The following is a 22,143-nucleotide window of genomic DNA, read 5'->3' on the forward strand; positions in this document are numbered from 1 at the left end:
ACGCGCATTATGGTGTGCGGTACTGCGGGGAAGGGTAGGGTCCCGGCGGTAGCCTGCCCGGTACACACCTCGACACCGTGGAGATCCGTGCACCTCAAGACCCTGACGGCCAAGGGCTTCAAGTCCTTCGCGTCCACCACCACGCTGAAGCTCGAGCCGGGCATCACCTGTGTTGTCGGGCCGAACGGCTCCGGCAAGTCGAACGTGGTCGACTCGATCGCCTGGGTCCTCGGTGAACAGGGCGCGAAGGCGCTGCGCGGCGGCAAGATGGAAGACGTCATCTTCGCCGGGACGGCCAGCCGGGCCCCGCTCGGACGCGCCGAGGTCACGCTCACGATCGATAATAACGACGGTGCGCTGCCGATCGACTACACCGAGGTGTCAATCACCCGGCGGATGTTCCGGTCGGGCGAGAGCGAGTACGAGATCAACGGCAACTCCTGCCGCCTGCTCGACATCCAGGAGCTGCTCTCCGACTCCGGCATCGGCCGCGAGATGCACGTGATCGTCGGCCAGAACCGCCTCGACGGGGTGCTGCACGCCCGGCCCGAGGACCGCCGCGCGTTCATCGAGGAGGCGGCCGGCGTCCTCAAGCACCGCAAGCGCAAAGAGAAGGCCATCCGCAAGCTCGAGGCGATGCAGGCCAACCTCAACCGCCTCGGTGACCTCACGACCGAGCTGCGCCGCCAGCTCAAGCCGCTCGGGCGCCAGGCCGAGGTCGCCCGCCGCGCCGCCGGCATTCAGGCCGACCTGCGCGACGCCCGGCTGCGCCTGCTCGCCGACGACCTGCACACGCTGCGGGAGACCCTCGACCGTGAGATCGCCGACGAGACCGCACTGCGGGCCCGGCGCGAAGAGGTCGAGGCCGAGGTCGAGACGATCAACGAGCGGCTCGCCGCGCTGGAGGCCGAGCACGCCGCGGACGCGCCGGCGCTCGCCGCGGCCCAGGACACGTGGTTCCAGCTGTCGACGCTGCAGGAGCGGTACCGCTCGCTGCACCAGCTCGCGGCCGAGCGCCACCGCAACCTCTCGGCCGCCCCCGTGGAGGAGCGGCCCGGGCGCGACCCCGACCAGCTCACCGCCGAGGCCGACAAGGTCCGTGAGCAGGAGGAGGAGCTGCGCGCCGCGCTGGAGGCCAGCCAGGAGCGCCTGGCCGAGGCCGTCGAGCGCCGCCAGGACCTCGAGCGCCGCCTGGCCTTCGCCGAAAAGGCCATCGTCGCCGCCCACAAGGCCATCGCCGACCGCCGCGAGGGCCTCGCCAAGCTCACCGGTCAGGTTGAGTCCGCGCGCTCCCGCGCGACCGCCGCCGCCGACGAGATCGAGCGCCTCTCCGTGCAGCTCGCCGAGGCCGAGGCGCGCGCGGAGGCAGCGCAGAGCCTCTACGACGAGGCGAGTGCCGGCGCGTCGGTCGCCGACAACGCCAACGCCGACCTGGAGATCCGTCACCAGGAGGCGACCCGCGAGCTCGACGCGATCAACAACGAGGTGCGCCAGCACAACGACGCCGAACGTGCGGCCGAGAAGGACGCCGCGCAGTGGAAGGCCCGCGAGGAGGCGCTCGCCATGGGCCTGCGCCGCAAGGACGGCGCCGGCACGCTGCTGGCCCGCTCCGACCGGGTCCCCGGCCTGCTCGGCAGCGTCGCCGCCCTGCTGTCGGTCCAGGCCGGCCACGAGGCCGCCCTGGCCGCCGCGCTCGGCGCGCTGGCCGACGCCGTCGCCGTGTCCGGTGTCGAGGGCGCGGTCGCGGCCGTGGAGATGCTCAAGCAGGACGACGCCGGCCGCGCCGCGCTGCTCATCGCTTCCGCGCCGATGCTCGACGCCCCGCCGGTCGAGCGCGTGCCGCTGCCCCCGGGCGCGGCCTGGGCCATCGACCTGGTGCGCGCCCCCGACGAGCTGCGCCCCGCCCTGGAGCGCGCCCTCGGCGACGTGGTCTTCGCCCCCGACCTCGCGACCGCGCGCCGCATCGTCTCCTACGCGCCGGCGCTGCGCGCCGTCACGCCCGACGGCGACGTCATCGGCGCCTACGCCGCGGCCGGCGGCTCCGGCAAGCAGCACAGCTTCATCGAGGTGCAGGCGGCCGTCGAGGAGGCCCGGCAGCAGAAGGTCGACGCCGAGCACCGCGTCGCCGAGGCGCGGGAGCTGCTCGGCCTGGCCCGAGGGGCGGCGAGCGCGGCCAAGCAGGTTGTCGCCGAGACCGCGGCGGCCAAGAAAGAGGCCGACATGGTCCGCAACGCGGCCGCGCGCCGCCTCGCCGAGCTCGGCGCGGCCGCCAAGTCGGCCCGGGCCGAGGTCGAGCGGCACGCCGCCGCCCGCAACAAGGCCGAGGCGGCCCGCGAGTCCGGCCGCACCAGCCTGGCCGAGCTGGAGGAGCGCCTCGCCGCGGCCGAGGAGACCCCGATCGACGAGGACCCGTCCACGCTGGAGCGCGACGACCTCGCCGGCGAGGTGCCCGTCGCGCGGCAGCAGGAGATGGAGGTCCGCCTGGCCGTCCGCACCGCCGAGGAGCGCGTCGGCGCCCTCGCGGGCCGCGCGGATGCGCTGCTGCGCCAAGCCGCGGCCGAGCGGTCCGCGCGGGAGCGCGCCGCCGCCCGCAAGGCCACCCGGGCCCGCAGCGCCCGCGTCGCCGAGGTCGTGGCCGAGGGTGCCGCGTTCGCCCTGGAGCGCCTGGCCGACTCGATCGCCGAGGCCCAGGAGACCCGCGACACACTCGCCGCCACCCGGGCCGAGCGTGAGTCAGCGCTCACCGACGTGCGCTCCCGCGCGAAGCAGTTCACGGCCGAGCTGGACCGGCTCACCAACGCGGTGCACCGCGACGAGGTGGCCCGGGCCGAGCAGCGGATGCGCATCGAGCAGCTGGAGGCCCGCTCGGCCGAGGAGTTCGGCCTGGACGCCGACACGCTCGTCGCCGAGTACGGCCCGCACCTGCCCGTCCCGCCGACCGCGCCCGAGGTGGCCGCGGCCGAGGCGGACGGGCGGCCCGCGCCCGAGCCGGTGCCGTACGACCGGGCCACGCAGGAGAAGCGGTCGGCCAAGGCCGAGCGCGAGCTCAACCTCCTGGGCAAGGTCAACCCGCTGGCCCTGGAGGAGTTCGCGGCGATGGAGGAGCGCTTCAAGTTCCTCTCCGACCAGCTCGAGGACCTCAAGGCCACCCGCCGCGACCTGCTCACCGTGGTCAAGGACGTCGACGACCGCATCCTCGAGGTGTTCACCAGCGCATACCACGACACCGCGCGGGAGTTCGAGCAGGTCTTCTCGGTGCTGTTCCCGGGCGGCGAGGGCCGCCTCGTGCTGACCGACCCCGACGACATGCTCACCACCGGCATCGAGGTCGAGGCCCGGCCGCCCGGCAAGAAGATCAAGCGGCTGTCGCTGCTCTCCGGCGGCGAGCGCTCGCTGACCGCTGTCGCCCTGCTCTGCGCGATCTTCCGCGCCCGCCCCTCGCCGTTCTACATCATGGACGAGGTCGAGGCCGCGCTCGACGACGTCAACCTGGGCCGCCTCATCACCCTCTTCGAGCAGCTGCGCGAGCGCAGCCAGCTCATCATCATCACGCACCAGAAGCGCACGATGGAGGTCGCCGACGCCCTCTACGGCGTGACCATGCGCCAGGGTGTGACCGAGGTCATCTCTCAGCGCCTGAAATCGGAAGAGGCAGCGTGACTCAGCGGCCCACGGCCCTGCTCATCGACTTCGACGGGGTCCTGCGCACGTTCGACCCGTCGGAGAACGCCAAGATCGAGCAGCGGTACGGCCTGGCCCCCGGCACGGTCCTCGACACCGCGCTCGAGTGGGACCGGCTGCTACCGGCGATCACGGGCCGCATGACGCGCGCCGAGTGGCTGGCGACCGTCGCCGCCGATCTGGCCGACCGCGTGGGCGGCCTCGAGCGCGCCACCGAGCTGATGGAGCAGTGGCAGGTCTATCCGGGCGTCATCGACCCGGTCGTACTCGCATTCGTCCGCGACGTCCGCGCCGCCGGCCTGCCCGTGGGCCTGGCCACGAACGCGACAATCGAATTCCGCGACGTGCTCGAGGACTTCGGCCTGAGCGGCGAGTTCGACGCGGTAGCCGTCTCGGCCGAGCTCGGCGTCCACAAGCCGGCCAAGGAGTACTTCATGGCGGCGTGCGGCCTCGTCGACACGGCGCCCCCGCGCTGCATGCTCATCGACGACACCGACCGGATGATCCGCGGCGCGCGGGCGGCCGGCCTGTCCGGGTACCGCTACACGCCCGGCGACGATCTGTCGTATCCCCGCCGGGCGCTGGGTCTGTAGCCGGGCGTCAGAGGCTGGCCTGCACGGCCTGCACGACCTCGTCGGACTTGGGCTCGGTCCGCGGCCCGAACCGTGCCGCGACGCTGCCGTCCTTGCCGACCAGGAACTTCTCGAAGTTCCACCGGATGTCGCCGGTGTGCCCCTCACCGTCGGCGACCGGGGTGAGCAGGTCGTAGAGCGGGTGGCGCCCCTCGCCGTTCACCTCGACCTTCTCGGTCATGGGGAACGTCACACCATAGGTGGTGCTGCAGAACTCGGCGATCTCCTCGGAGGTCCCCGGCTCCTGGCCCGCGAACTGGTTGCAGGGCACGCCCAGGACCGAGAAGCCCTGCCCCTCGTACTCCTTGTGCAGCGCCTCGAGATCGGCGTACTGCGGCGTCAGCCCGCACCGGGACGCCACGTTGACCACCAGGACCGGCCGGCCGCGGAACTGCCCGAGATCGAGCGGCTTCCCTTGCAGGTCGGCGATTTCGACGTCGTAAAAGCTCATGGACTTAAGGTTAGGCGTGACCGGTCGACAGCTCGCGGTGGGCGCCGTTGTGCGCCGTGGCAAGGATGTCCTGCTGATCAGCGATCCACCGGACTGGGCGCTCCCGGGCGGCGCCGTCGAGCCCGAGGAGCCGCTGCTGGCCAAGGTGGCCAAGGAGTCCGGCTACAGCTCGGTGCTGGCGGAGCGGCTCGTGTGGGTCGCGCGCTATCCGGCGGGCGGGGTGGAGTACGAGATGCTGGGCTTCGAAGTGACAGGCGTCGGCCCGCACGACGGCTCGGGCGCGTGGGTGCCGATCGAGGAGGCGGTGGAGCGCCTGGGCCGGATGTGGTTCGCACCGATCCGTGAGCCGGCTGTGGCATTTCTCACCGGCCGCGCCCGCGTGGCCACGCTGTGGACCTGGACGGACCTCAACGAGCCCGGCGTGACGCATCCGCGCGTCAGCGCCGCCTGAGACAGTCCACGGCCGCGCCGCCCGGGAGTGACAGGCGGTCGGGCTGTCACTCGAAACGCCACCCGCGTCAGCTCAGCTTGAGCGACGCCACGTCGGCAAGCGTCTTGTCCGGCTGCGTCCCCTGGATCCGCACGTGCGCCGACCGCCCGTCCAGCAGCATGGTCCCGACCGCGTTGCCGAAGTACGGCCCGGCGGTCTTGCGCCACCGCACGACCGGCTTGCGCAGCCCGACCGAGCGGGCCAGCGACCGCATCATCCGGGCCGCCGGCGGGTTCCAGCCGAACTTCATCGCCGGCCGGACCAGCTTCGGCATGTCGTTGTGCACCGGGGAGCAGGTGAGCTGGTGCACGGCGCTGACGACCTCCGGGCCCAGGTCGGCGCGGGCGGCGTACGAGTGGTGAACGTCACCCGACAGCACGCTTATCGAGGCCGGGGCCGGTGAGACGCCGCCCTGGCCCGACCCGATCTGGGTCAGCAGCGCGCTGAGGGCGTCGAACGACCGCCCGAACGCGGCCCAGTGCTCGAGGTCCACCGCCTGGCGCAGCTTCTCCCCGAACCGCCCCACCCATCCGCGCGGCGACTCCGCGAGCCGCTCGGTCGCGGCCTCCAGGTGGTGGATCGCCGGCGGCAGCAGCCAGGGCAGCGAGGAGCCGATCAACAGGTGGTCGTAGTCGCCCGGGAGCTGCTTGGCCAGCCACGCCCACTCGCTGTCGGCGAGCATCGCCCGCTTGCCCTGCTCCAGCTCCCGCGCGGCCCGGTTGTCCACGACGATGAGGCGGGTCCGGTCGATGTCGAGGGCGTAGCTCCAGCGGTACGCCTGCGCGCGGTCGCGGTCCGCGCGGGAGCCGAAGTCGTCGAGGATCTCGGTGGCGTCACCCGTTGAGGTGACGGCGGCGTAGATGGGGCATTCGGCCAGGGCGGACGGGGCCAGGTTGCCCATGTGCTGGTAGACCCAGTACGACGACAGCCCGGCCTGGATGCGCTGATCCCACCAGCTCAGCGACTGCATCTGCTCGCGCCAGCGCTGGGAGGTGTTCCAGTCGTCGATGATCTCGTGGTCGTCGAAGATCATCACGCTCGGGACGGTGGACAGCAGCCAGCGGATCTCCGGGTCGCCCCAGGAGTCGAGGTACAGCTTCGTGTACTCGTGGAAGTCGACCACCTGCGTCGTCGGCGCGTCCGCGCGGCGCTGCCGGCGGCGGCGCTTGAGCCAGCGCTGGATCTTCTCCGGGGTCTCGTCGGCATACACCTGATCGCCGAGCAGCACCATGAGGTCAGGCCACTCGGTGGGCCCGTCCGCGCGGATGGACTCGATGAGCCGCCCGGCAAATGCATCAAGAGCATCCGGTGGGTACCGCGTCACGCTGAGCGGGCTCGCCTCGCGGCACGAACCGAAGAGGAGCCGCACCGGCGCGCCCGCGCGGCGAGTGCGGATCACCGGGGGAGGGCACTTGTCGTCCGGGAGCGGCCAGACCTCGGCACCGTCGATCCTGACCCGGTACGGCGTGACGGAGTCCTCCGGCAGCCCGGCCACGACGACCAGGGCGTAGTGGTGGCCGTGGACGGTGAACGTCCGGGCCGCCCCGCTCGCGGGTGCCGCGTCGACCTCGACCCAGCCCGGGCGCGCCGTCTCAACCCAGATCGTCGCCCGGTCGCCCTCGACCCGCCGCAGGACGGGACCCAGCACGAGCGGCCCGCGGTCGCCGTCGAGTTCGGTGTCGGACATAGTGCTGCGACCTCCCAGGGCCGGCCGGTGTGCGGCGGAGCGTGCACCCCGAATGATCCTGCCCGGCCCGACTCGGCGCCAGTGCAGGCCGACCGGGGCAACGTCTGGGAGGATTCCTGCCATGGAGTCGTACATCGTCTTCGGCCTGGTGCTGCTGGTCATCGTGATCGGGGCCACACTTGCGCTGATCGCGCCCCGTTACCGCAAACGTCCGCCGCTTCCCCCGACCCCGCCGTCGGTCACGAAGGAGGCGGAGAAGCCCCAGCCCCCGACGGTGGTGACCGAGGCGCCCGCGTCGGTGGTCGAGGCCCCACCCAAACCCGTCGAGGCCCCCGCGCCCGCGCCTGCGCCCGTCGTCGAGGCGCCGCCGCAGCTGGAGACGCCCGAGCCGACACAGAACCGCCTCACCCGCCTCCGCGCGCGCCTGAGCCGCTCCCAGAACGTGCTCGGCAAGGGGCTGCTCGCCCTGCTGTCCCGGGACAAGCTTGACGACGACACCTGGGACGAGGTCGAGGAGACGCTCATCGGCGCCGACGTGGGGGTGCAGGCGACGACGGAGATCGTGGCGAAGCTGCGCGAGCGCGCCCGCATCCACGGCACCGCCACGGCCGCCGAGCTGCGCGGCATGCTGGCCGCCGAGCTGGTCGCGGCGCTGCAGCCGGACCTCGACCGCTCCCTCGCGGCCACGCCGCGTGACGGCCGCCCGGCGGTGCTGCTGGTCGTCGGGGTCAACGGGGCGGGCAAGACCACCACCTGCGGCAAGATCGCCCGGGTGCTCGTCGCCGACGGCCACACCGTGGTCATGGGCGCCGCCGACACCTTCCGCGCGGCCGCGGCCGAGCAGCTGGCGACGTGGGGCGGGCGGGTCGGTGCCGAGGTCGTGCGCGGCCCCGAAGGGGCGGATCCGGCCTCGGTCGCGTTCGACGCGGTCAAACGGGGTATCGATGCGGGCGTGGACACGGTGCTCATCGACACGGCGGGCCGGCTGCAGAACAAGGTCGGCCTGATGGACGAGCTCGGCAAGGTCAAGCGGGTCGTGGAGAAGCACGGCCCGGTCGACGAGACGCTGCTCATCCTCGACGCCACGACCGGCCAGAACGGCCTCGAGCAGGCACGGGTGTTCACCGAGGTCGTCGACGTGACAGGCGTCGTGCTGACCAAGCTGGATGGGACCGCGAAGGGTGGCATCGTCATCGCGGTTCAGCGCAAACTCGGCATTCCGGTCAAACTCGTCGGGCTCGGCGAGGGCCCGGATGACCTTGCTCCGTTCGATGCCCGACAGTTCGTCGACGCGCTGGTTGGCGCGGACGCGTAACCTCGGACGGTACCTTGGGACGGTAAGGCGCGACCGCGCGTTTCGGGCGGCCGGGAATACGGTACTTCAGCAGGGCTCCTCCTTGGTTCGGGTCAGCGAAGGACAACAGACGTGACGCAGCAGGAGATCCCGCTCCACGGTGGGAACACCTCCGTCGTGGTGCGCTCGGGCGACACCGTGCGCCGCAACGCGGGGCCGTGGACGCCCGCGGTGCATGCGCTGCTGCGCCACCTCGAGTACGTCGGGTTCACCGGTGCGCCGCGCGCATTCGGCATCGACGAGCGCGGGCGCGAGGTACTGCAGTACCTGGAGGGGGAGTGCGGGGAGTATCCGCTCGCCCCGCACTGGGTGACCGACGAGGCGATGGTCACCGTGGCGACAATGCTGCGGATGTTCCACGACGCCCAGGCGGGCTTCCGGCCGCCGCCCAACGCGGTGTGGCGCTCGTTCGGCCCGCCGCCCCCGGACACCGAGGTGATCTGCCACCACGACGCCGCGCCGCACAACGTCATCTGGCGCCCGGACGGGACCCTGTCGCTCATCGACTTCGACCTGGCCTCGCCCGGGGCGCGGATCTACGACGTCGCCTACGCGGCGTGGACGTGGGTGCCGCTGTTCTCCGACCGCGACTCCTACACGCTGGGCTGGAAGCGGCCCAACCGGCCGCGGCGGCTGCGCATGTTCGCCGACGCCTACGGGCTGACGCCGCGCGACCGGCATCGCCTCGTCCGCGTCATTCGGAAACGAATCGTCGACCACATCGAGGGCATCCGGCGCATGGCGGCCGCCGGCGACCCCGCATTCGTGCGCATCGTGCACAAGGGGCATCTCCGGCGTCCGGTGCGTGACCTGCGCCTGATCGACTACGAGCGGCACACGCTCGAGTACGCGCTTCGATAGATAGGTTTCAGTGTGTGAGCGTTTCTTCACACGCTGGAAACATGACGTGACGCGGTAGAAACCGCGCAGCGCCGGTGCGTGAAACGTGGGCCCGACAAGCTCTCGCGCAACCGGCTGGAGGGCGACGCTGCCTCGAAGGTCGGGAGGGAGGATCTCGACTACCAGGAGGCCCCGCGTGCCTGAAGCGACCATTAATACGGGCCACACCGCGTGGCTACTTGTTTCAACGGCCCTGGTGCTGCTCATGACGCCGGCACTGGCCCTGTTCTACGGGGGCCTGAACCGCAATAAAGGCGTCCTCAACATGATGATGATGAGCTTCTCGACCATCGGGCTCGTCAGCATCCTGTGGCTTTTCTACGGCTTCAGCGCCTCGTTCGGCGCCGACTCCGCCGGCGGCCTGTTCGGCGACCTCGGCCAGTACTTCGGCAGCAAGACCTATATCGACCAGATGTGGCTCGCCACCACTGACAACCCGAGCGGCAACGGCATCCCGACGTACGTCTTCATGGTCTTCCAGATGACGTTCGCCGTGATCACCGTCGCGCTCATCAGCGGCGCGATCTCCGACCGGGCGAAGTTCGGAGGCTGGCTGCTGTTCGCGTTCGGCTGGGCGACGCTCGTGTACTTCCCGGTCGCGCACAACGTCTGGGGCGGCGGCTGGATCTTCCAGCACCTGCACCCGCTCGACTTCGCCGGTGGTACCGCCGTCCACATCAACGCCGGTGCGGCCGCGCTCGGTGTCGCCCTGGTCCTCGGCAAGCGCGTCGGCTGGCCGCGGGAGAGCATGAAGCCGCACAACGTGCCGTTCGTCGCCCTCGGCGCCGGTCTGCTGTGGTTCGGCTGGTTCGGCTTCAACGCCGGCTCCGAGCTGACCGTCGACGGTGTCACCGGCCTCGCGTTCGTCAACACCCAGGTCGCCACCGCCGCCGCCGTCCTCGGCTGGGTCATCGTCGAGTGGATTCGCGACCGCAAGCCCACCCTCGTCGGCGCCTCCTCGGGCGCGGTCGCGGGCCTCGTGGCGATCACCCCCGCCTGTGGCTTCATCGACTCCTGGGCGGCCGTCCTGCTCGGTCTCGTCGCCGGTCTCGTCTGCGCCCTCGCGGTGAGCCTGAAGTACCGCTTCGGCTTCGACGACTCGCTCGACGTGGTCGGCGTCCACTTCGTCGGCGGGTGGATCGGCTCCCTGTCGCTCGGCCTCTTCGCCAACGACAAGCTCAACTCGGCCATCAGCGACCCGGCGCTGCTGGGTGCCAAGAACGGCCTGTTCTTCGGCGGCGGCGCGGGTCAGCTGGGCGCTCAGGCCGGTGCGAGCGCTATCGTCACGGTCTACTCGTTCGCCGTCGCCTTCGCGCTCGCCTTCATCATCCAGAAGACGATCGGCTTCCGGGTCAGCACCGAGGCCGAGGTCGAGGGCATCGACATCGCGGAGCACGCGGAGAGTGCCTACGATCTCACTCCGGGCACGGGCAGCAGCGCGGGCGCGTTCGCCCTTGCGGGTGTCGCAACGAGCAAGGCCCCCGCGCCGGTGGCGGAAGCCCCGGCGTCGGAAAAAGTAGCCGGTTAGCGTCGAGGGATGTCGGAGGGAATGGGCATGAAGCTGGTGACCGCGGTCATCAAGCCGTATCAGCTCGACGCGGTGAAGGAGGCGCTCCACGCGCTCGGCGTGGCTGGCCTCACCGTGAGCGAGGTGCAGGGTTACGGCCGTCAGAAGGGCCACACCGAGGTGTACCGCGGTGCGGAGTACACGGTGGAGTTCGTCCCCAAGATCCGGGTCGAGATCGTCACCGACGAGCTCGACTTCGAGAAGGTCGTGGACGCCATCGTGACCGCCGCCCGCACGGGCAAGATCGGTGACGGCAAGGTGTGGGTCACCTCGGTCGACGAGGTGGTTCGCGTCCGCACCGGCGAGCGCGGGCTCGACGCTCTCTAACCGTCGCAGATAACTATCCTCATCACATGACCCAGACGTCGGCGCCCGCTCCGGTCCTATCCACCGGGGCGGGCGCCGACGCGCGGGCGCAGCGCTCGGACGCGATCGACGAGTGGCTCGAAAAGCTTTTTTTCAAGGCCTGCGATGGTACGTCCAATGCCGCGCTCGTAGCCGTCGGCGGCCTCGGTCGCCAGGAGTGCGCTCCGCGCAGCGATCTGGATCTCGTGCTGCTCCACCCCGGCGGCCCCGGCGACGAGGCGGCGGCCGACGAGATCGGCAGTCGCCTCTGGTATCAGATCTGGGACGCCAAGTTCGCCCTCGACCACTCCACCCGCAGCCCCGGCCAGGCCCTGGACCTGGCCCGGCAGGACCTCAAGGTGGCCCTCGGCCTGCTCGACGCCCGCCTGATCGCCGGGAACGCCGACCTCCTGGCCGGCCTGCACGCCGCCGCCGTCACCCAGTGGCGCCGCGAGGCCCGCCACCTGCTCCCCGCCCTGCGCACCCTGACCGCGCAGCGCTGGAAGGCCCACGGCGAGCTGGCCTTCCTCCTGGAGGGCGACGTCAAGGAGTCCCGCGGCGGGCTGCGCGACTTCGGCGTCCTGCGGGCCATCGGCTTCGCCGGCGTGGCCGACGGCCCCCGCCCGGCCGTCCGCGGTGCCCACCGCACCCTCCTGGACGTTCGTGACACCCTGCACGCCGTGCGCGGGCGCCGCGTCGACCGCCTCCTGGCCCAGGACCGCGACGAGGTGGCCGAGCTGCTCGGCCTGGGCGACCGCGACGAGGTGCTGCGCCGCATCGCCGAGTCCGCCCGCACCATCGCCTACGCCAGCGACGACGCCTGGCGCGCCGTGGAGCGCTGGTCGGCCCCGAGCACCCGCGGCCACCAGGAGCGCCGCCCCCTGGCCCGCGACGTCGTGGAGCAGCGCGGCGAGGTCGTCCTGGCCCGCGCGGCCGTGACGCCGCGCCCCGAACCGTCCCTGCCGCTGCGCGTGGCCGCGGCCGCCGCCCGGGCCGACCTGCCCATCTCCCACGCCACCCTGGAGTGGCTCGGCGGCTTCGCCGGCCCCATGCCCGACCCGTGGCCCACGCCCGCGCGCGCCGCCCTGCTGACCCTCCTCGGCAGCGGCCCCTCCATGATCGAGGTCTGGGAGGCGTGCGACCGCTACGGCCTGGTCGTCAACTGGCTCCCCGAGTGGGCGCGGGTGCGCAGCCTGCCACAGCACAACCCGGTCCACCTGTTCACCGTCGACCGGCACCTGGTCGAGACCGCCCGCCAGGCGGCCGGCCTCACCCGCGACGTCGACCGCCCCGACCTGCTGGTCCTCTGCGGCCTCCTGCACGACATCGGCAAGGGCCTCCCGGGCGATCACAGCATCGTGGGCGCCCCGATTGCGGCCGCCGTCGCCGAGCGCCTCGGCCTCGACGCCGCCGACGTCGCCCAGGTCGAGAAGGTCGTCCGCCTGCACCTGCTGATCCCTGACACCGCCACCCGCCGCGACCTGTCCGATCCCCAGACCATCGCCACGGTCGCCGGCGCGGTCGGCGACGCCTCGACGCTGTCGCTGCTGCACGCGCTGGCCCGCGCGGACGCGGCCGCCACGGGCCCGGCCGCCTGGTCGGACTGGAAGGGCCGCCTGATCGGCGACCTGGTCCGCCATGTCGATCGGGCCCTGGACACGGGCGTCGTGGCACCCCCACCGTCGCCCGCGGCCGCGCTGACGGTGCCGAAGCAGCTACCGGCAGTACAACTGGAAACTGATCTTGTGTCTGTGACAGCAACCGACCGGCGGGGTCTCCTGGCGGCTGTGGCCGGCTGCCTGTCGCTGCACCGGCTCGACGTCGTCACGGCCGACACCGCCACCGTCGACGGCGTGGCCCGCATGGTCTGCGCCGTCCAGCCCCGCTACGGCGGCGAGGTCGACCGCGAGGCGGTGGCCTCCGACCTGCGCCGCGCGGTCACGGGCGACCTTCCGGTGGCCGAGCGCCTGGCCGCCCGGGAGCGCTCGACCCGCCGCAGCGGCGCCGGCCTGGCGCCCCCGCGCGTGGTCTGGCAGCCTTCCTCGGCCGCGACCGACGCGACGGTCCTTGAGCTGCGCGCCACCGACACCCCGGGCCTGCTCTTCCGCGTCGCGAGCGCCCTCGAGGACCTCGGCGCGGACGTCCGCTCGACCCGGATCTCGACGCTCGGAGGCGAGGTCGTGGACGCGTTCTACCTGGCCGGAGAGCTCGACGCCGACGCCCGCAGCCGCGTGGCGGCCGCCGTCCTGAGTGCCGCGACGGCCGCCTGACCTTCCTGCACACGACCGCACTGCCGGCGGTCGCGTACCCTTCAAGGGACTCCTACACCGAGGACGGATGCGTCGTGTTTGACACCCTGAGTGACCGGCTTTCCGGAATCTTCTCGAAGCTGCGGAGCAAGGGGCGGCTCACCGACGCCGACATCGACGCGACCGCGCGTGAGATCCGCCTGGCGCTGCTCGAGGCCGACGTCGCGCTGCCGGTGGTCAAGGCGTTCATCGCCCGGCTGAAGGAGCGGGCCCGCGGCGCCGAGGTGTCACAGGCGCTCAACCCGGCCCAGCAGGTCATCAAGATCGTCCACGAGGAGCTCGTGGAGACGATCGGCGGCGAGGCGCGCCGGCTGCAGTTCGCCAAGAACCCGCCGACCGTGATCATGCTCGCCGGTCTGCAGGGCTCCGGCAAGACCACGCTCGCCGGCAAGCTCGCCAAGTGGCTCAAGGGCCAGGGCCACCAGCCGCTGCTCGTCGCGGCCGACCTCCAGCGCCCCAACGCCGTCAACCAGCTGCAGGTCCTCGGCGGCCGCGCGGGCGTCGAGGTCTACGCGCCCGAGCCCGGCAACGGCACCGGCAACCCGGTCCAGGTCGCCCGCGACTCGATCGAGCACGCGAAGCGCCAGATGCGCGACATCGTGATCGTCGACACCGCCGGCCGCCTCGGCATCGACACCGAGATGATGCAGCAGGCCCGCGACATCCGCGACGCCGTGGACCCCGAAGAGGTCCTGTTCGTCATCGACGCCATGGTCGGCCAGGATGCGGTCACCACGGCCGAGGCGTTCCGCGACGGCGTCGGCATCACCGGCGTCGTGCTCTCCAAGCTCGACGGCGACGCGCGCGGTGGCGCCGCGCTCTCCGTGCGCCACGTCACCGGCCAGCCGATCATGTTCGCCTCCACCGGTGAGAAGCTCGAGGACTTCGACGTCTTCCACCCCGACCGGATGGCGTCGCGCATCCTCGGCATGGGCGACGTGCTCACCCTCATCGAGCAGGCCGAGCTGGCCTTCGCCGACGATGAGAAGGAGCGGATAGCGGCCAAGCTCATGGGCGGCCAGGAGTTCACGCTCGAGGACTTCCTAGAGCAGCTGCAGGCCGTGCGGCGGATGGGCCCCATCGCCAACGTGCTGGCCATGATGCCGGGCATGGGCCAGATGAAGGACCAGCTGGCCGAGATCGACGACAAGCACTTCGACCGGGTCACCGCGATCATCCGCTCGATGACCCCGAAGGAGCGCTCCAACCCGAAGATCCTCAACGCCTCCCGCCGCGTCCGCATCGCCAACGGCTCCGGCGTCTCGGTCACCGACGTCAACCAGCTGCTCACCCGCTTCGCCGACGCCCAGAAGATGATGAAGCAGATGGGCGGCATGATGGGCCTCCCCGGCGGCCGCCGCAAAGCCACGAAGTCGCCGAAGAACAAGCGCAAGGGCAACAAGGGCGGCAACCAGGGCGCCGCCCGCCAGCCCCGCCTGGGCGGCGGCCTGCCCCAGCTCCCACCCGGCTTCGACCCGGCCGCCATGGACCCCAACGCCGCCGGCCTGCCCCCGGGCTTCCGCCTCCCGAAGATCGACTTCAACAAGCTGCAGAAGCGCGACAAGGACAGCTGACCCCGCCTCCGACCGATCTCTTCGTCGGCCTTCCCCCCGGTCGCGGCCGAACTCCCCGACCGGGGCGGAGCGCTTCGGGTCTGACGGTGCTCGCCGAGCCGGAGCGAACCGCCGGGCGGGAAGGCATGATCTGTCCATGACCTCGCCCTCCGACACGGCGTCCGCGTCGTCACCGGCTCCCGAACCCGCCCCGGCGCTGCACGTACGGGGCACGCTGCTCCCGTCCGGCGAACGGCGCGATCTCTGGCTGGTCGGCGACCGCGTGACGTTCAGCCGGGTGGCCGGGGCGATCACTGTCGCGGACGCCGGGTACATCCTGCCCGGGCTCGTCGACGCCCACTGCCACCTGGGCATTCAGCCCGGCGGGCGCCCCTCCGAGGGCATCGACCAGGCCCGGAGCCTGGCGGTCGTCGACCGGGAAGCCGGCATTCTGGCCATCCGCGACGCCGGGTCCCCGATCCCGTACGCCTCCCTCGACGACGACCCCGACATGCCCCGCCTGGCCCGCGCCGGCCGGCACGTCGCCCCGCCCAAGCGCTACCTGCGCGACATCGGCGTCGAGGTCGGCGAGGCCGATCTCCGCGACGAGATCACCCGCCAGGCCGGCCAGGGCAACGGCTGGGTCAAGCTGGTCGGCGACTGGATCGACCGCGGCGTCGGCGACCTCGCCCCCGCCTGGGACGTCACCGCGATGGCCGGTGCGATCGAAGCCGCCCACGCCGCGGGCGCGCGGGTGGCCGTCCACACGTTCGCCGAGGAGTCGGTGGCCGCCCTGGTCCGCGCGGGCGTCGACTCCGTCGAACACGGCACCGGCCTGAACGAGTCCGACATCGACGAGATGGCGAACCGCGGCACCGCCCTGGTCCCGACCATGATCAATATCAAGACATTCGGTGGCATCGCGGCCCAGGCCCAGGACAAGTTCCCGTCGTACGCCCAGCACATGCTCACCCTGCGCGACCGCTTCCCGTCGATCGTCCGCGCCGCCTACGAGGCCGGCGTCCCGATCTACGTGGGCAGCGACGCGGGCGGGGGCATCGACCACGGCCTGGCCGCGCAGGAGATGCTGCTCCTCCACGAGGCCGGACTGCCGGCGGAGGCCGTCCTGCGGGCCGGCTCCTGGGGCGCCCGCGAGTGGCTGGGCTTCCCGGGCCTGGTCGAGGGCGGCCTGGCCGATTTGGTCGTCTACGCCGAAGACCCGCGAACCGACCTGACCACCCTCCTCCGCCCGCACCGCATCGTCCTCCGCGGCCGCGTGGTCCGCTGACACTCAGCGCATGCCCGCGGGTCGCGCCCGCGCGCCGCGCCAGCGTCCGCCGATGCCCGCAGGGCGTGGTTGAGCGCCCTCCCGCCCGCCACTCTCAGCCGCCCATGTGCGCGGGCCGCGCGTCCGCGCGTTGGCGGGTGGGCGTGGGTTGGTGGTGGGCCTGGGCGGGGCGGCGTTGAGCGCCCTCCGAGGCTGCCACCCTCAGCTGCCCATGTGCGCGGGCCGCGCGTCCGCGCGTTGGCGGGCGCGTGGGTTGGTGGCGGCCTGAGTTGGGCAGTGTCGAGCGCCCTCCGAGCCCGTCGCTCTCAGCCGCCCATGTGCGGGCCGCGTCCGCGCGTTGGCGGCGGGCGTGGGTTGGTGGTGGGCCTGGGCGGGGCGGCGGGGGTCTTGATGATGGATACACTTGGCGGCGTGCCGTTGCGTCCCGGAAGACCGGTCCTGCACCGGCACTTCACCCGTGAAACGCTTGTCTGGGCGCCGTTGACGCGCGTGGTCTCCGATGATGAGCAGGGCACTCGGCTCTGGCTGGCGACCGGGAGCCCCGTGATCCGGCAGGTCAGCGAGGACGGCCAGGGTCCGCGCGGGATGCCCTTCGAGCAGTGGGTCGAGCTGCCGAAGAAGATCATCCAGGACGTGTACCGGGGCCCGAACACGTTGAAGTTTCATCCGCGCGGGGCTGCGTACTCGGTGTGGTGGCTGTTCGACCCGGAACTGCGCTTCCGCGCGTGGTACGTCAACCTTGAAGAGCCGGGCGTGACCTGGGACGACGGTGCCGTTGCCGGGGTTGACCTGACCGACCAGGACCTCGACATGTGGGTCTGGCCCGATCTGCGGTGGGGCTGGAAGGACGAGGACGAGTTCGAGGAGCGCCTGGCCTTTCCGGACGCCTACTGGGTGGACGACCCCGACGCGGTCTGGGCCCAAGGGCGGGCGATCGTGCCGCTGATCGAGGCGGGGGCGTGGCCGTTCGACGGCACGTGGACCGACTTCCGGCCGCCCGGCGAGTGGGATGTCCCAGAGCCCGTCACCGACGGCTGGGACCGGCCTCGGCAACGGGCGTGATCCCGCCGGCCGTCCGCAGCGGCTGTGCATCGCCGACTCGGCCCGGTGCGCGCGGACGCGTGGGACTGTCGCCGCCTGCCGGTGGTCCGGTTCGGGCCGGCGCACACGCCCGTGACCTCGCGGGCCTCGGCGATGCGGCGGTTCGGCGTAAGTGCAGGCTCCGGTCGAAGCGGGCATCGGGTCCGGCTGACGCCCCGCCAGTTGTTCGACGCGGTGGCGTGGTCGCGTCGGGCGGTGGCCGGTGCGCGCTTCCGCGCGTTGTGGTGTGTGAGCGGTATGCGTGTTGTTGATGTCCGTGCCCTTGCGGATGGGCTGATTTAGGGAGTGTTCGGTTGAGCGTCGTCTTCACGCCGGGCCAGGTGATCATGCATCGGAACGTGCGGCGCGGGCGGATCGGGTGGGTGCGGCCGGCGCGGGTGGTTGCTGATGATGACCGTGGCCTGTTGTTGTGGATCGACCGGCACACGCCGGTTGTGAATGAGGTCTCCGGCGATGGGCGGGGCATGCGGACGATGCCGTTCGCTGAGTACGTCACGCTCGGCAACTCGCTGAAGCACGGAACCTGGAACGGGCCCGGGGTCCTCAAGCTGCACCGGCCGGGCGATCCGGCGCACTCGGTGTGGTGGTTTCACGACGACGCGGGGGATTTCAAGGAGTGGTACGTCAACCTCGAGCGCCCGGCGATCCGCTGGAGCGACCCCGGTGGCGCCTCCGGTGTCGATGTGACCGACGAGGACCTGGACATCGTCGTCGCGCCCGACCGAAGCTGGAAGTGGAAGGACGAGGAGGAGTTCCTCGAGCGGCTGGCCCTCCCCGAGCACTACTGGGTCGAGGACGAGGCGGCCGTGCGCGAGGAAGGGCTCCGGGTCATCAAGGAGATCGAGGCCGGCACCTTCCCGTTCGACGGCACCTGGACCGACTTCCGCCCGCCGCCCGAGTGGGAAGTGCCCAGGCTGGAACCCGGCTGGGACCGCCCGCCGCTGCGCTGAAGTTTCCACCGCCTCGCGGCACGCGCTCGAACGCGACTCGCCCGTTCAGCCGCGTCCGCGCGTTGGCTGGCGTGGCGCGTGCGCGCGGTTGTTGAGTGACGTGGTGCACGGCGGCCGGTGCTTGTCGCCGCGGATCCGGGCGGTGCTGCTGGCGGTCCGCGCGAGGCTGACGTGGCTGCGTCCGCGCGAGGCTGACGTGGCTGCGTCCGCGCGAGGCTGACGTGGCTGCGTCCGCGCGAGGCTGACGTGGCTGCGTCCGCGCGAGGCTGACGTGGCTGCGTCCGCGCGAGGCTGACGTGGCTGCGTCCGCGCGAGGCTGACGTGGCTGCGTCCGCCCGAGGCTGACGTGGCTGCGTCCGCGCGAGGCTGACGTGGCCGCGTCCGCGCGAGGGCTGACGTGGCCGCGTGCGCGCGTGCGTTGCGGTGTGGCATTTGGGGTGATTCTTTCGGTCCGCGTCCGCGCGTAGGCGGCGAGCCGTGTCCGCGTGCGGATGGCCTGCCGCGTCCGCGCAGGTGAGGTTCCGCGTCCGCGCGGGTGGTGTGTTGTGTCTGCGCTTGCGGTGAGTCGACGGGGCCGGGCGTGGGCGCGGGGTGGGCGGAGGTGTTGGGGTGGCACGAGTACTGGCGAAAGGGGTTAATCGGGGGAAATTGGGTGACTTGGGGCGGGAGAATGTCGGGGCGGGGTCGTTTTTGCGCACGGTAGCGGGTCTGGCACAATGGTTGGCTGGTATCCGGTGTGCGTCCGAGCCCTCTAACCCGGCGTAGCGCCAGTCCAATAGAGCAGCCGACACGGCACCAACCCCACGGTGTCGGGCGGTCGCTCGGCTTCTACACAGATCCAGGAGCGAGCAACCAAGTGGCCGTCAAGATCCGGCTCCTGCGGATGGGCAAGATCCGCAACCCGCAGTACCGCATCGTCATCGCCGACTCGCGCACCAAGCGTGACGGTCGGGCGATCGAGTTCGTCGGGCTGTACCACCCGAAGGAGGAGCCCTCGCGTATCGAGGTCAACTCCGAGCGTGTCCAGCACTGGCTCTCCGTCGGCGCGCAGCCGAGCGAGGCCGTGCGGGCCATCCTGTCCAAGACCGGCGACTGGCAGCAGTTCAAGGGTCTGCCCGCCCCGGCCGAGCCGCTGAAGGTTCGTGCCGCGGCGCCCGACCGCCGGGCTGCGTACGAGGCTGAGGCCCAGGCTGCCGCCGGTGTGGCCGACACCCCGAAGGCGGCGAAGAAGACCGCCGAGCCGAAGAAGAAGGCCGAAGCCGAGGCTCCGGCCGCGCAGGCTGAGGAGCAGTCCGGTGCCGGCGCCGGCGCGGAGGCCTGACGTGCTGCGCCCCGCGCTCGAGCACCTGGTCAAGGGCATCGTCGACAATCCTGACGATGTCCGCGTGCGCATGGTCGACTCCCGCCGCGGTCAGCGGCTGGAGGTCCGGGTGAACCCGGAGGACCTCGGCACGGTGATCGGGCGCGGTGGCCGCACGGCCAAGGCGCTGCGGCAGGTCATCACGTCGATCGGTGGCCGCGGCGTGCGCGTCGAGATCGTCGACGCGTACTGACGGCATGCTGCTCGTCGTCGGTCAGATCTTCCGCGCGCACGGCGTCCGGGGCGAAGTTGTCGTGGACGTGCGCACGGACGCGCCGGCCGAACGTTTCGCCGTCGGGTCGGTCCTGGTGACCGACTCGACGGCGGTTCGGCATCTACAGACCGTCCCCGCGGGCGCATGGCGGCCCCCGGCGACGCTGACCATCGAGTCGGTCCGCCCGCACCAGGGCCGCCTGCTGGTGGTCTTCGAGGGCATCTACGACCGCAACCTCGCCGAGGACATGCGCGGCGTCCTGCTGTGCGTGGACAGCGACACGATCCCCGCCAGCGACGACCCGGACGAGTTCAACGACCACGAGCTGGTCGGGCTCGACGTGGTGGACGCCGCGGGGGAGCGCCTCGGCGAGCTGCTGCGCATCGACCACGCGCCCGCGCACGACCTGCTCGTCGTGAAGCTGACCGACGGGCGGACGGGGCTCGTACCGTTCGTGCGCGAGATCGTTCCCGAGGTCGACGTGCCCGGGCGCCGCATCGTCGTCACCCCGCCGGAAGGCCTGTTCGACCTATGAGGGTCGATGTTGTCACGATTTTTCCGGAGTACCTCGCGCCGCTCGAACTGTCGCTTATCGGCAAGGCACGCACCAGCGGGACGCTGGAGCTGGCGGTGCACGACCTGCGCCAGTGGACCCATGACGTGCACCGGACCGTCGACGACACGCCGTACGGTGGCGGGCCGGGCATGGTGATGCGGCCCGAGCCCTGGGGTCAGGCGCTCGACGCGCTCGCGGGGCCCGACACGCACCTGATCGTGCCCAGCCCGGCCGGGGCGCCGTTCACACAGGCGACCGCGCGCGCCCTCGCGGAGGACAAGCACCTGATGTTCGCCTGCGGGCGGTACGAGGGCATCGACCAGCGGGTCTTCGACCATGCGGCCGCGCGGATGCGGGTGAGCGAGGTGTCGCTCGGCGACTACGTGCTGTTCGGGGGCGAGGTCGCGGTGCTTGTGGTGCTGGAGGCGGTCACCCGGCTGCTTCCGGGCGTGCTGGGCAACGCGGACTCGCTGCTCGACGAGTCGCACGCGGACGGGGTGCTCGAGGCGCCGATGTATACCAAGCCGCCAAGCTGGCGGGGGTTGGACGTGCCCGAGATCCTGCGCTCCGGTGATCACGGTCGGATCGCGCGGTGGCGGCGGGAGCAGGCGCTGGAGCGGACTGCCGCGCGCCGGCCCGATCTCATCGCCGCGCTGGAGCGGTCCCGTCCGGAGCACGAGGCGAGCTGATCGCCGTCCGCGCGTCCGCGCGTGCTGCGTCTCCGCGCGTGCTGCGTCTCCGCGCGTGCTGCGTCTCCGCGCGTGCTGCGTCTCCGCGTGACCGCACGTGGGCTGCCTTTCCTCGCGTCCGCGCGGGCGCAATGAAGCCCGCCGGCGGCGATCAAGGAGCCTGATTTCAGGTTCGGCGTGTCGATGTGGCAAAGTAGTGAGGTTGCCGCGGCCTGTTGTGCCCGACGACCATGATCACAAACCCTCGCGCGCCACAGAGATCGGGCGTGCCTTGAGTGACGAGGAACAGCCGCGATGAACACGCTGGACGAGCTGGACGCACAGTCGCAGCGGACCGATATACCCAGCTTCCGCGCCGGTGACACCGTCAAGGTGCACGCCCGGGTTGTCGAGGGCAACCGGTCCCGGGTCCAGGTCTTCCAGGGCGTCGTGATCCGTCGCCAGGGCGCCGGCCTGCGGGAGACTTTCTCGGTCCGGAAGGTGAGTTTCGGCGTCGGTGTCGAGCGCACCTACCCGGTCAACAGCCCCGCCGTCGACCGTATCGAGGTCGTCACCCGCGGTGACGTCCGCCGGGCCAAGCTCTACTACCTGCGTGACCTGCGGGGCAAGAAGGCCAAGATCAAGGAGAAGCGCGAGACCAAGGTCAGCAGCTGACCTTCGCTTCGCCGGATCGCGAACGGGGAGGGGCGCGGTGCGCACCCTCCCTGTGCCACGTTCGGGATCGGGTCTTTCGGTCATCTGGAGCCGGTCTCCCCAAAGTGGTCTTGTGCATCTAGGCTGACGCCGATGGCAAGTGACCCCTACGGCCGCGATGGTTACGACGATCGCGCCGACGACCAACACCCACGCGACCGCCGCTTGGACCAGGCGGGTGAGTCGCGTGGGCAGCAGCAGCCCTTCGGCGGAGTCAGCTACCCGGGCCACGATTACTGGTCCACGACGGGTCGGCCGGACGCCGAGGAGGTCCAGCGCGTCTACGACGGCGGCTGGCAGGGCGGTGACGGCGACGCCTACGG

General features: G+C 71.7%; 19 protein-coding genes. 17 read left to right on the top strand and 2 right to left on the bottom strand.

The window, feature by feature from the left end:
* The first annotated feature begins 87 nt into the window (after positions 1-87).
* Together smc and Dvina_RS08205 are read left to right on the top strand one after the other, a co-directional pair.
* Entirely contained in the window at positions 88-3,660 is a 3,573-nt protein-coding gene (gene smc / locus Dvina_RS08200; RefSeq protein WP_223101806.1) for a chromosome segregation protein SMC, read from the top strand.
* Positions 3,657-4,274 carry an HAD family hydrolase gene (locus tag Dvina_RS08205; RefSeq protein WP_223101808.1) on the top strand — a complete coding sequence of 206 codons (618 nt, stop codon included), beginning with the start codon at positions 3,657-3,659 and terminating at the stop codon, positions 4,272-4,274. Before smc ends, Dvina_RS08205 begins: the two co-directional genes overlap by 4 nt.
* Before the next feature lie 7 nt (positions 4,275-4,281).
* Here the strand turns inward: Dvina_RS08205 and Dvina_RS08210 are convergent, their stop codons facing one another.
* Positions 4,282-4,764: a glutathione peroxidase gene (locus Dvina_RS08210; protein WP_223101809.1), complete on the bottom strand. Its 483-nt coding sequence runs from the start codon at positions 4,762-4,764 to the stop codon at positions 4,282-4,284.
* A gap of 16 nt (positions 4,765-4,780) precedes the next feature.
* Here Dvina_RS08210 and Dvina_RS08215 point away from each other — a divergent pair, with 16 nt between their 5' ends.
* Positions 4,781-5,215, top strand: coding sequence for an NUDIX hydrolase (locus tag Dvina_RS08215; protein ID WP_223101814.1), 435 nt, complete (start codon positions 4,781-4,783; stop codon positions 5,213-5,215).
* A gap of 67 nt (positions 5,216-5,282) precedes the next feature.
* Here Dvina_RS08215 and Dvina_RS08220 read toward each other — a convergent pair whose 3' ends face one another.
* Positions 5,283-6,941 carry an alkaline phosphatase D family protein gene (locus tag Dvina_RS08220; RefSeq protein WP_223101820.1) on the bottom strand — a complete coding sequence of 553 codons (1,659 nt, stop codon included), beginning with the start codon at positions 6,939-6,941 and terminating at the stop codon, positions 5,283-5,285.
* Between the two features lie 121 nt (positions 6,942-7,062).
* On the opposite strand from Dvina_RS08220, the gene ftsY reads away from it, so the two are divergent.
* From ftsY to rplS, 14 genes are all read left to right on the top strand, one after another.
* Complete coding sequence (gene ftsY, locus Dvina_RS08225; RefSeq protein WP_223101821.1) at positions 7,063-8,256, top strand: signal recognition particle-docking protein FtsY; 1,194 nt, start codon at positions 7,063-7,065, stop codon at positions 8,254-8,256.
* A 111-nt stretch (positions 8,257-8,367) separates the two neighbouring features.
* Positions 8,368-9,156, top strand: a complete 789-nt coding sequence (locus Dvina_RS08230) for a phosphotransferase (protein ID WP_223101822.1) — start codon at positions 8,368-8,370, stop codon at positions 9,154-9,156.
* Positions 9,157-9,331: 175 nt separating this feature from the next.
* Positions 9,332-10,723: an ammonium transporter gene (locus Dvina_RS08235; protein WP_223101823.1), complete on the top strand. Its 1,392-nt coding sequence runs from the start codon at positions 9,332-9,334 to the stop codon at positions 10,721-10,723.
* Between the two features lie 27 nt (positions 10,724-10,750).
* Positions 10,751-11,089, top strand: a complete 339-nt coding sequence (locus tag Dvina_RS08240; protein WP_190249674.1) for a P-II family nitrogen regulator — start codon at positions 10,751-10,753, stop codon at positions 11,087-11,089.
* A gap of 26 nt (positions 11,090-11,115) precedes the next feature.
* Entirely contained in the window at positions 11,116-13,377 is a 2,262-nt protein-coding gene (locus tag Dvina_RS08245) for a [protein-PII] uridylyltransferase (protein WP_223101824.1), read from the top strand.
* A gap of 74 nt (positions 13,378-13,451) precedes the next feature.
* Positions 13,452-14,990 carry a signal recognition particle protein gene (gene ffh, locus Dvina_RS08250; protein WP_223101825.1) on the top strand — a complete coding sequence of 513 codons (1,539 nt, stop codon included), beginning with the start codon at positions 13,452-13,454 and terminating at the stop codon, positions 14,988-14,990.
* A gap of 136 nt (positions 14,991-15,126) precedes the next feature.
* A complete protein-coding gene (locus tag Dvina_RS08255) occupies positions 15,127-16,257 on the top strand; it encodes an amidohydrolase family protein (protein WP_223101826.1) in 1,131 nt (376 codons plus the stop codon).
* Between the two features lie 393 nt (positions 16,258-16,650).
* Positions 16,651-17,319 carry a ribonuclease FAU-1 family protein gene (locus Dvina_RS08260; RefSeq protein ID WP_223105397.1) on the top strand — a complete coding sequence of 223 codons (669 nt, stop codon included), beginning with the start codon at positions 16,651-16,653 and terminating at the stop codon, positions 17,317-17,319.
* A 365-nt stretch (positions 17,320-17,684) separates the two neighbouring features.
* The gene (locus Dvina_RS08265) at positions 17,685-18,308 is read left to right on the top strand and encodes a ribonuclease FAU-1 family protein (RefSeq protein WP_223105398.1); all 624 of its coding nucleotides are present in this window, start codon (positions 17,685-17,687) and stop codon (positions 18,306-18,308) included.
* Positions 18,309-19,164: 856 nt separating this feature from the next.
* Positions 19,165-19,629, top strand: coding sequence for a 30S ribosomal protein S16 (gene rpsP / locus Dvina_RS08270; protein WP_223101827.1), 465 nt, complete (start codon positions 19,165-19,167; stop codon positions 19,627-19,629).
* Complete coding sequence (locus Dvina_RS08275) at positions 19,604-19,861, top strand: RNA-binding protein (RefSeq protein WP_033357826.1); 258 nt, start codon at positions 19,604-19,606, stop codon at positions 19,859-19,861. The genes rpsP and Dvina_RS08275 overlap by 26 nt, the downstream gene beginning before the upstream one ends.
* A gap of 7 nt (positions 19,862-19,868) precedes the next feature.
* A complete protein-coding gene (rimM, locus tag Dvina_RS08280) occupies positions 19,869-20,417 on the top strand; it encodes a ribosome maturation factor RimM (protein WP_223105399.1) in 549 nt (182 codons plus the stop codon).
* Positions 20,414-21,127, top strand: a complete 714-nt coding sequence (gene trmD, locus Dvina_RS08285) for a tRNA (guanosine(37)-N1)-methyltransferase TrmD (RefSeq protein ID WP_223101828.1) — start codon at positions 20,414-20,416, stop codon at positions 21,125-21,127. The genes rimM and trmD overlap by 4 nt, the downstream gene beginning before the upstream one ends.
* Positions 21,128-21,421: 294 nt before the next feature.
* Complete coding sequence (rplS, locus tag Dvina_RS08290) at positions 21,422-21,781, top strand: 50S ribosomal protein L19 (protein WP_223101829.1); 360 nt, start codon at positions 21,422-21,424, stop codon at positions 21,779-21,781.
* Positions 21,782-22,143: the final 362 nt, after the last annotated feature.

This window comes from Dactylosporangium vinaceum (assembly GCF_019904175.1).
Classification (GTDB): Bacteria; Actinomycetota; Actinomycetes; order Mycobacteriales; family Micromonosporaceae; genus Dactylosporangium; species Dactylosporangium vinaceum.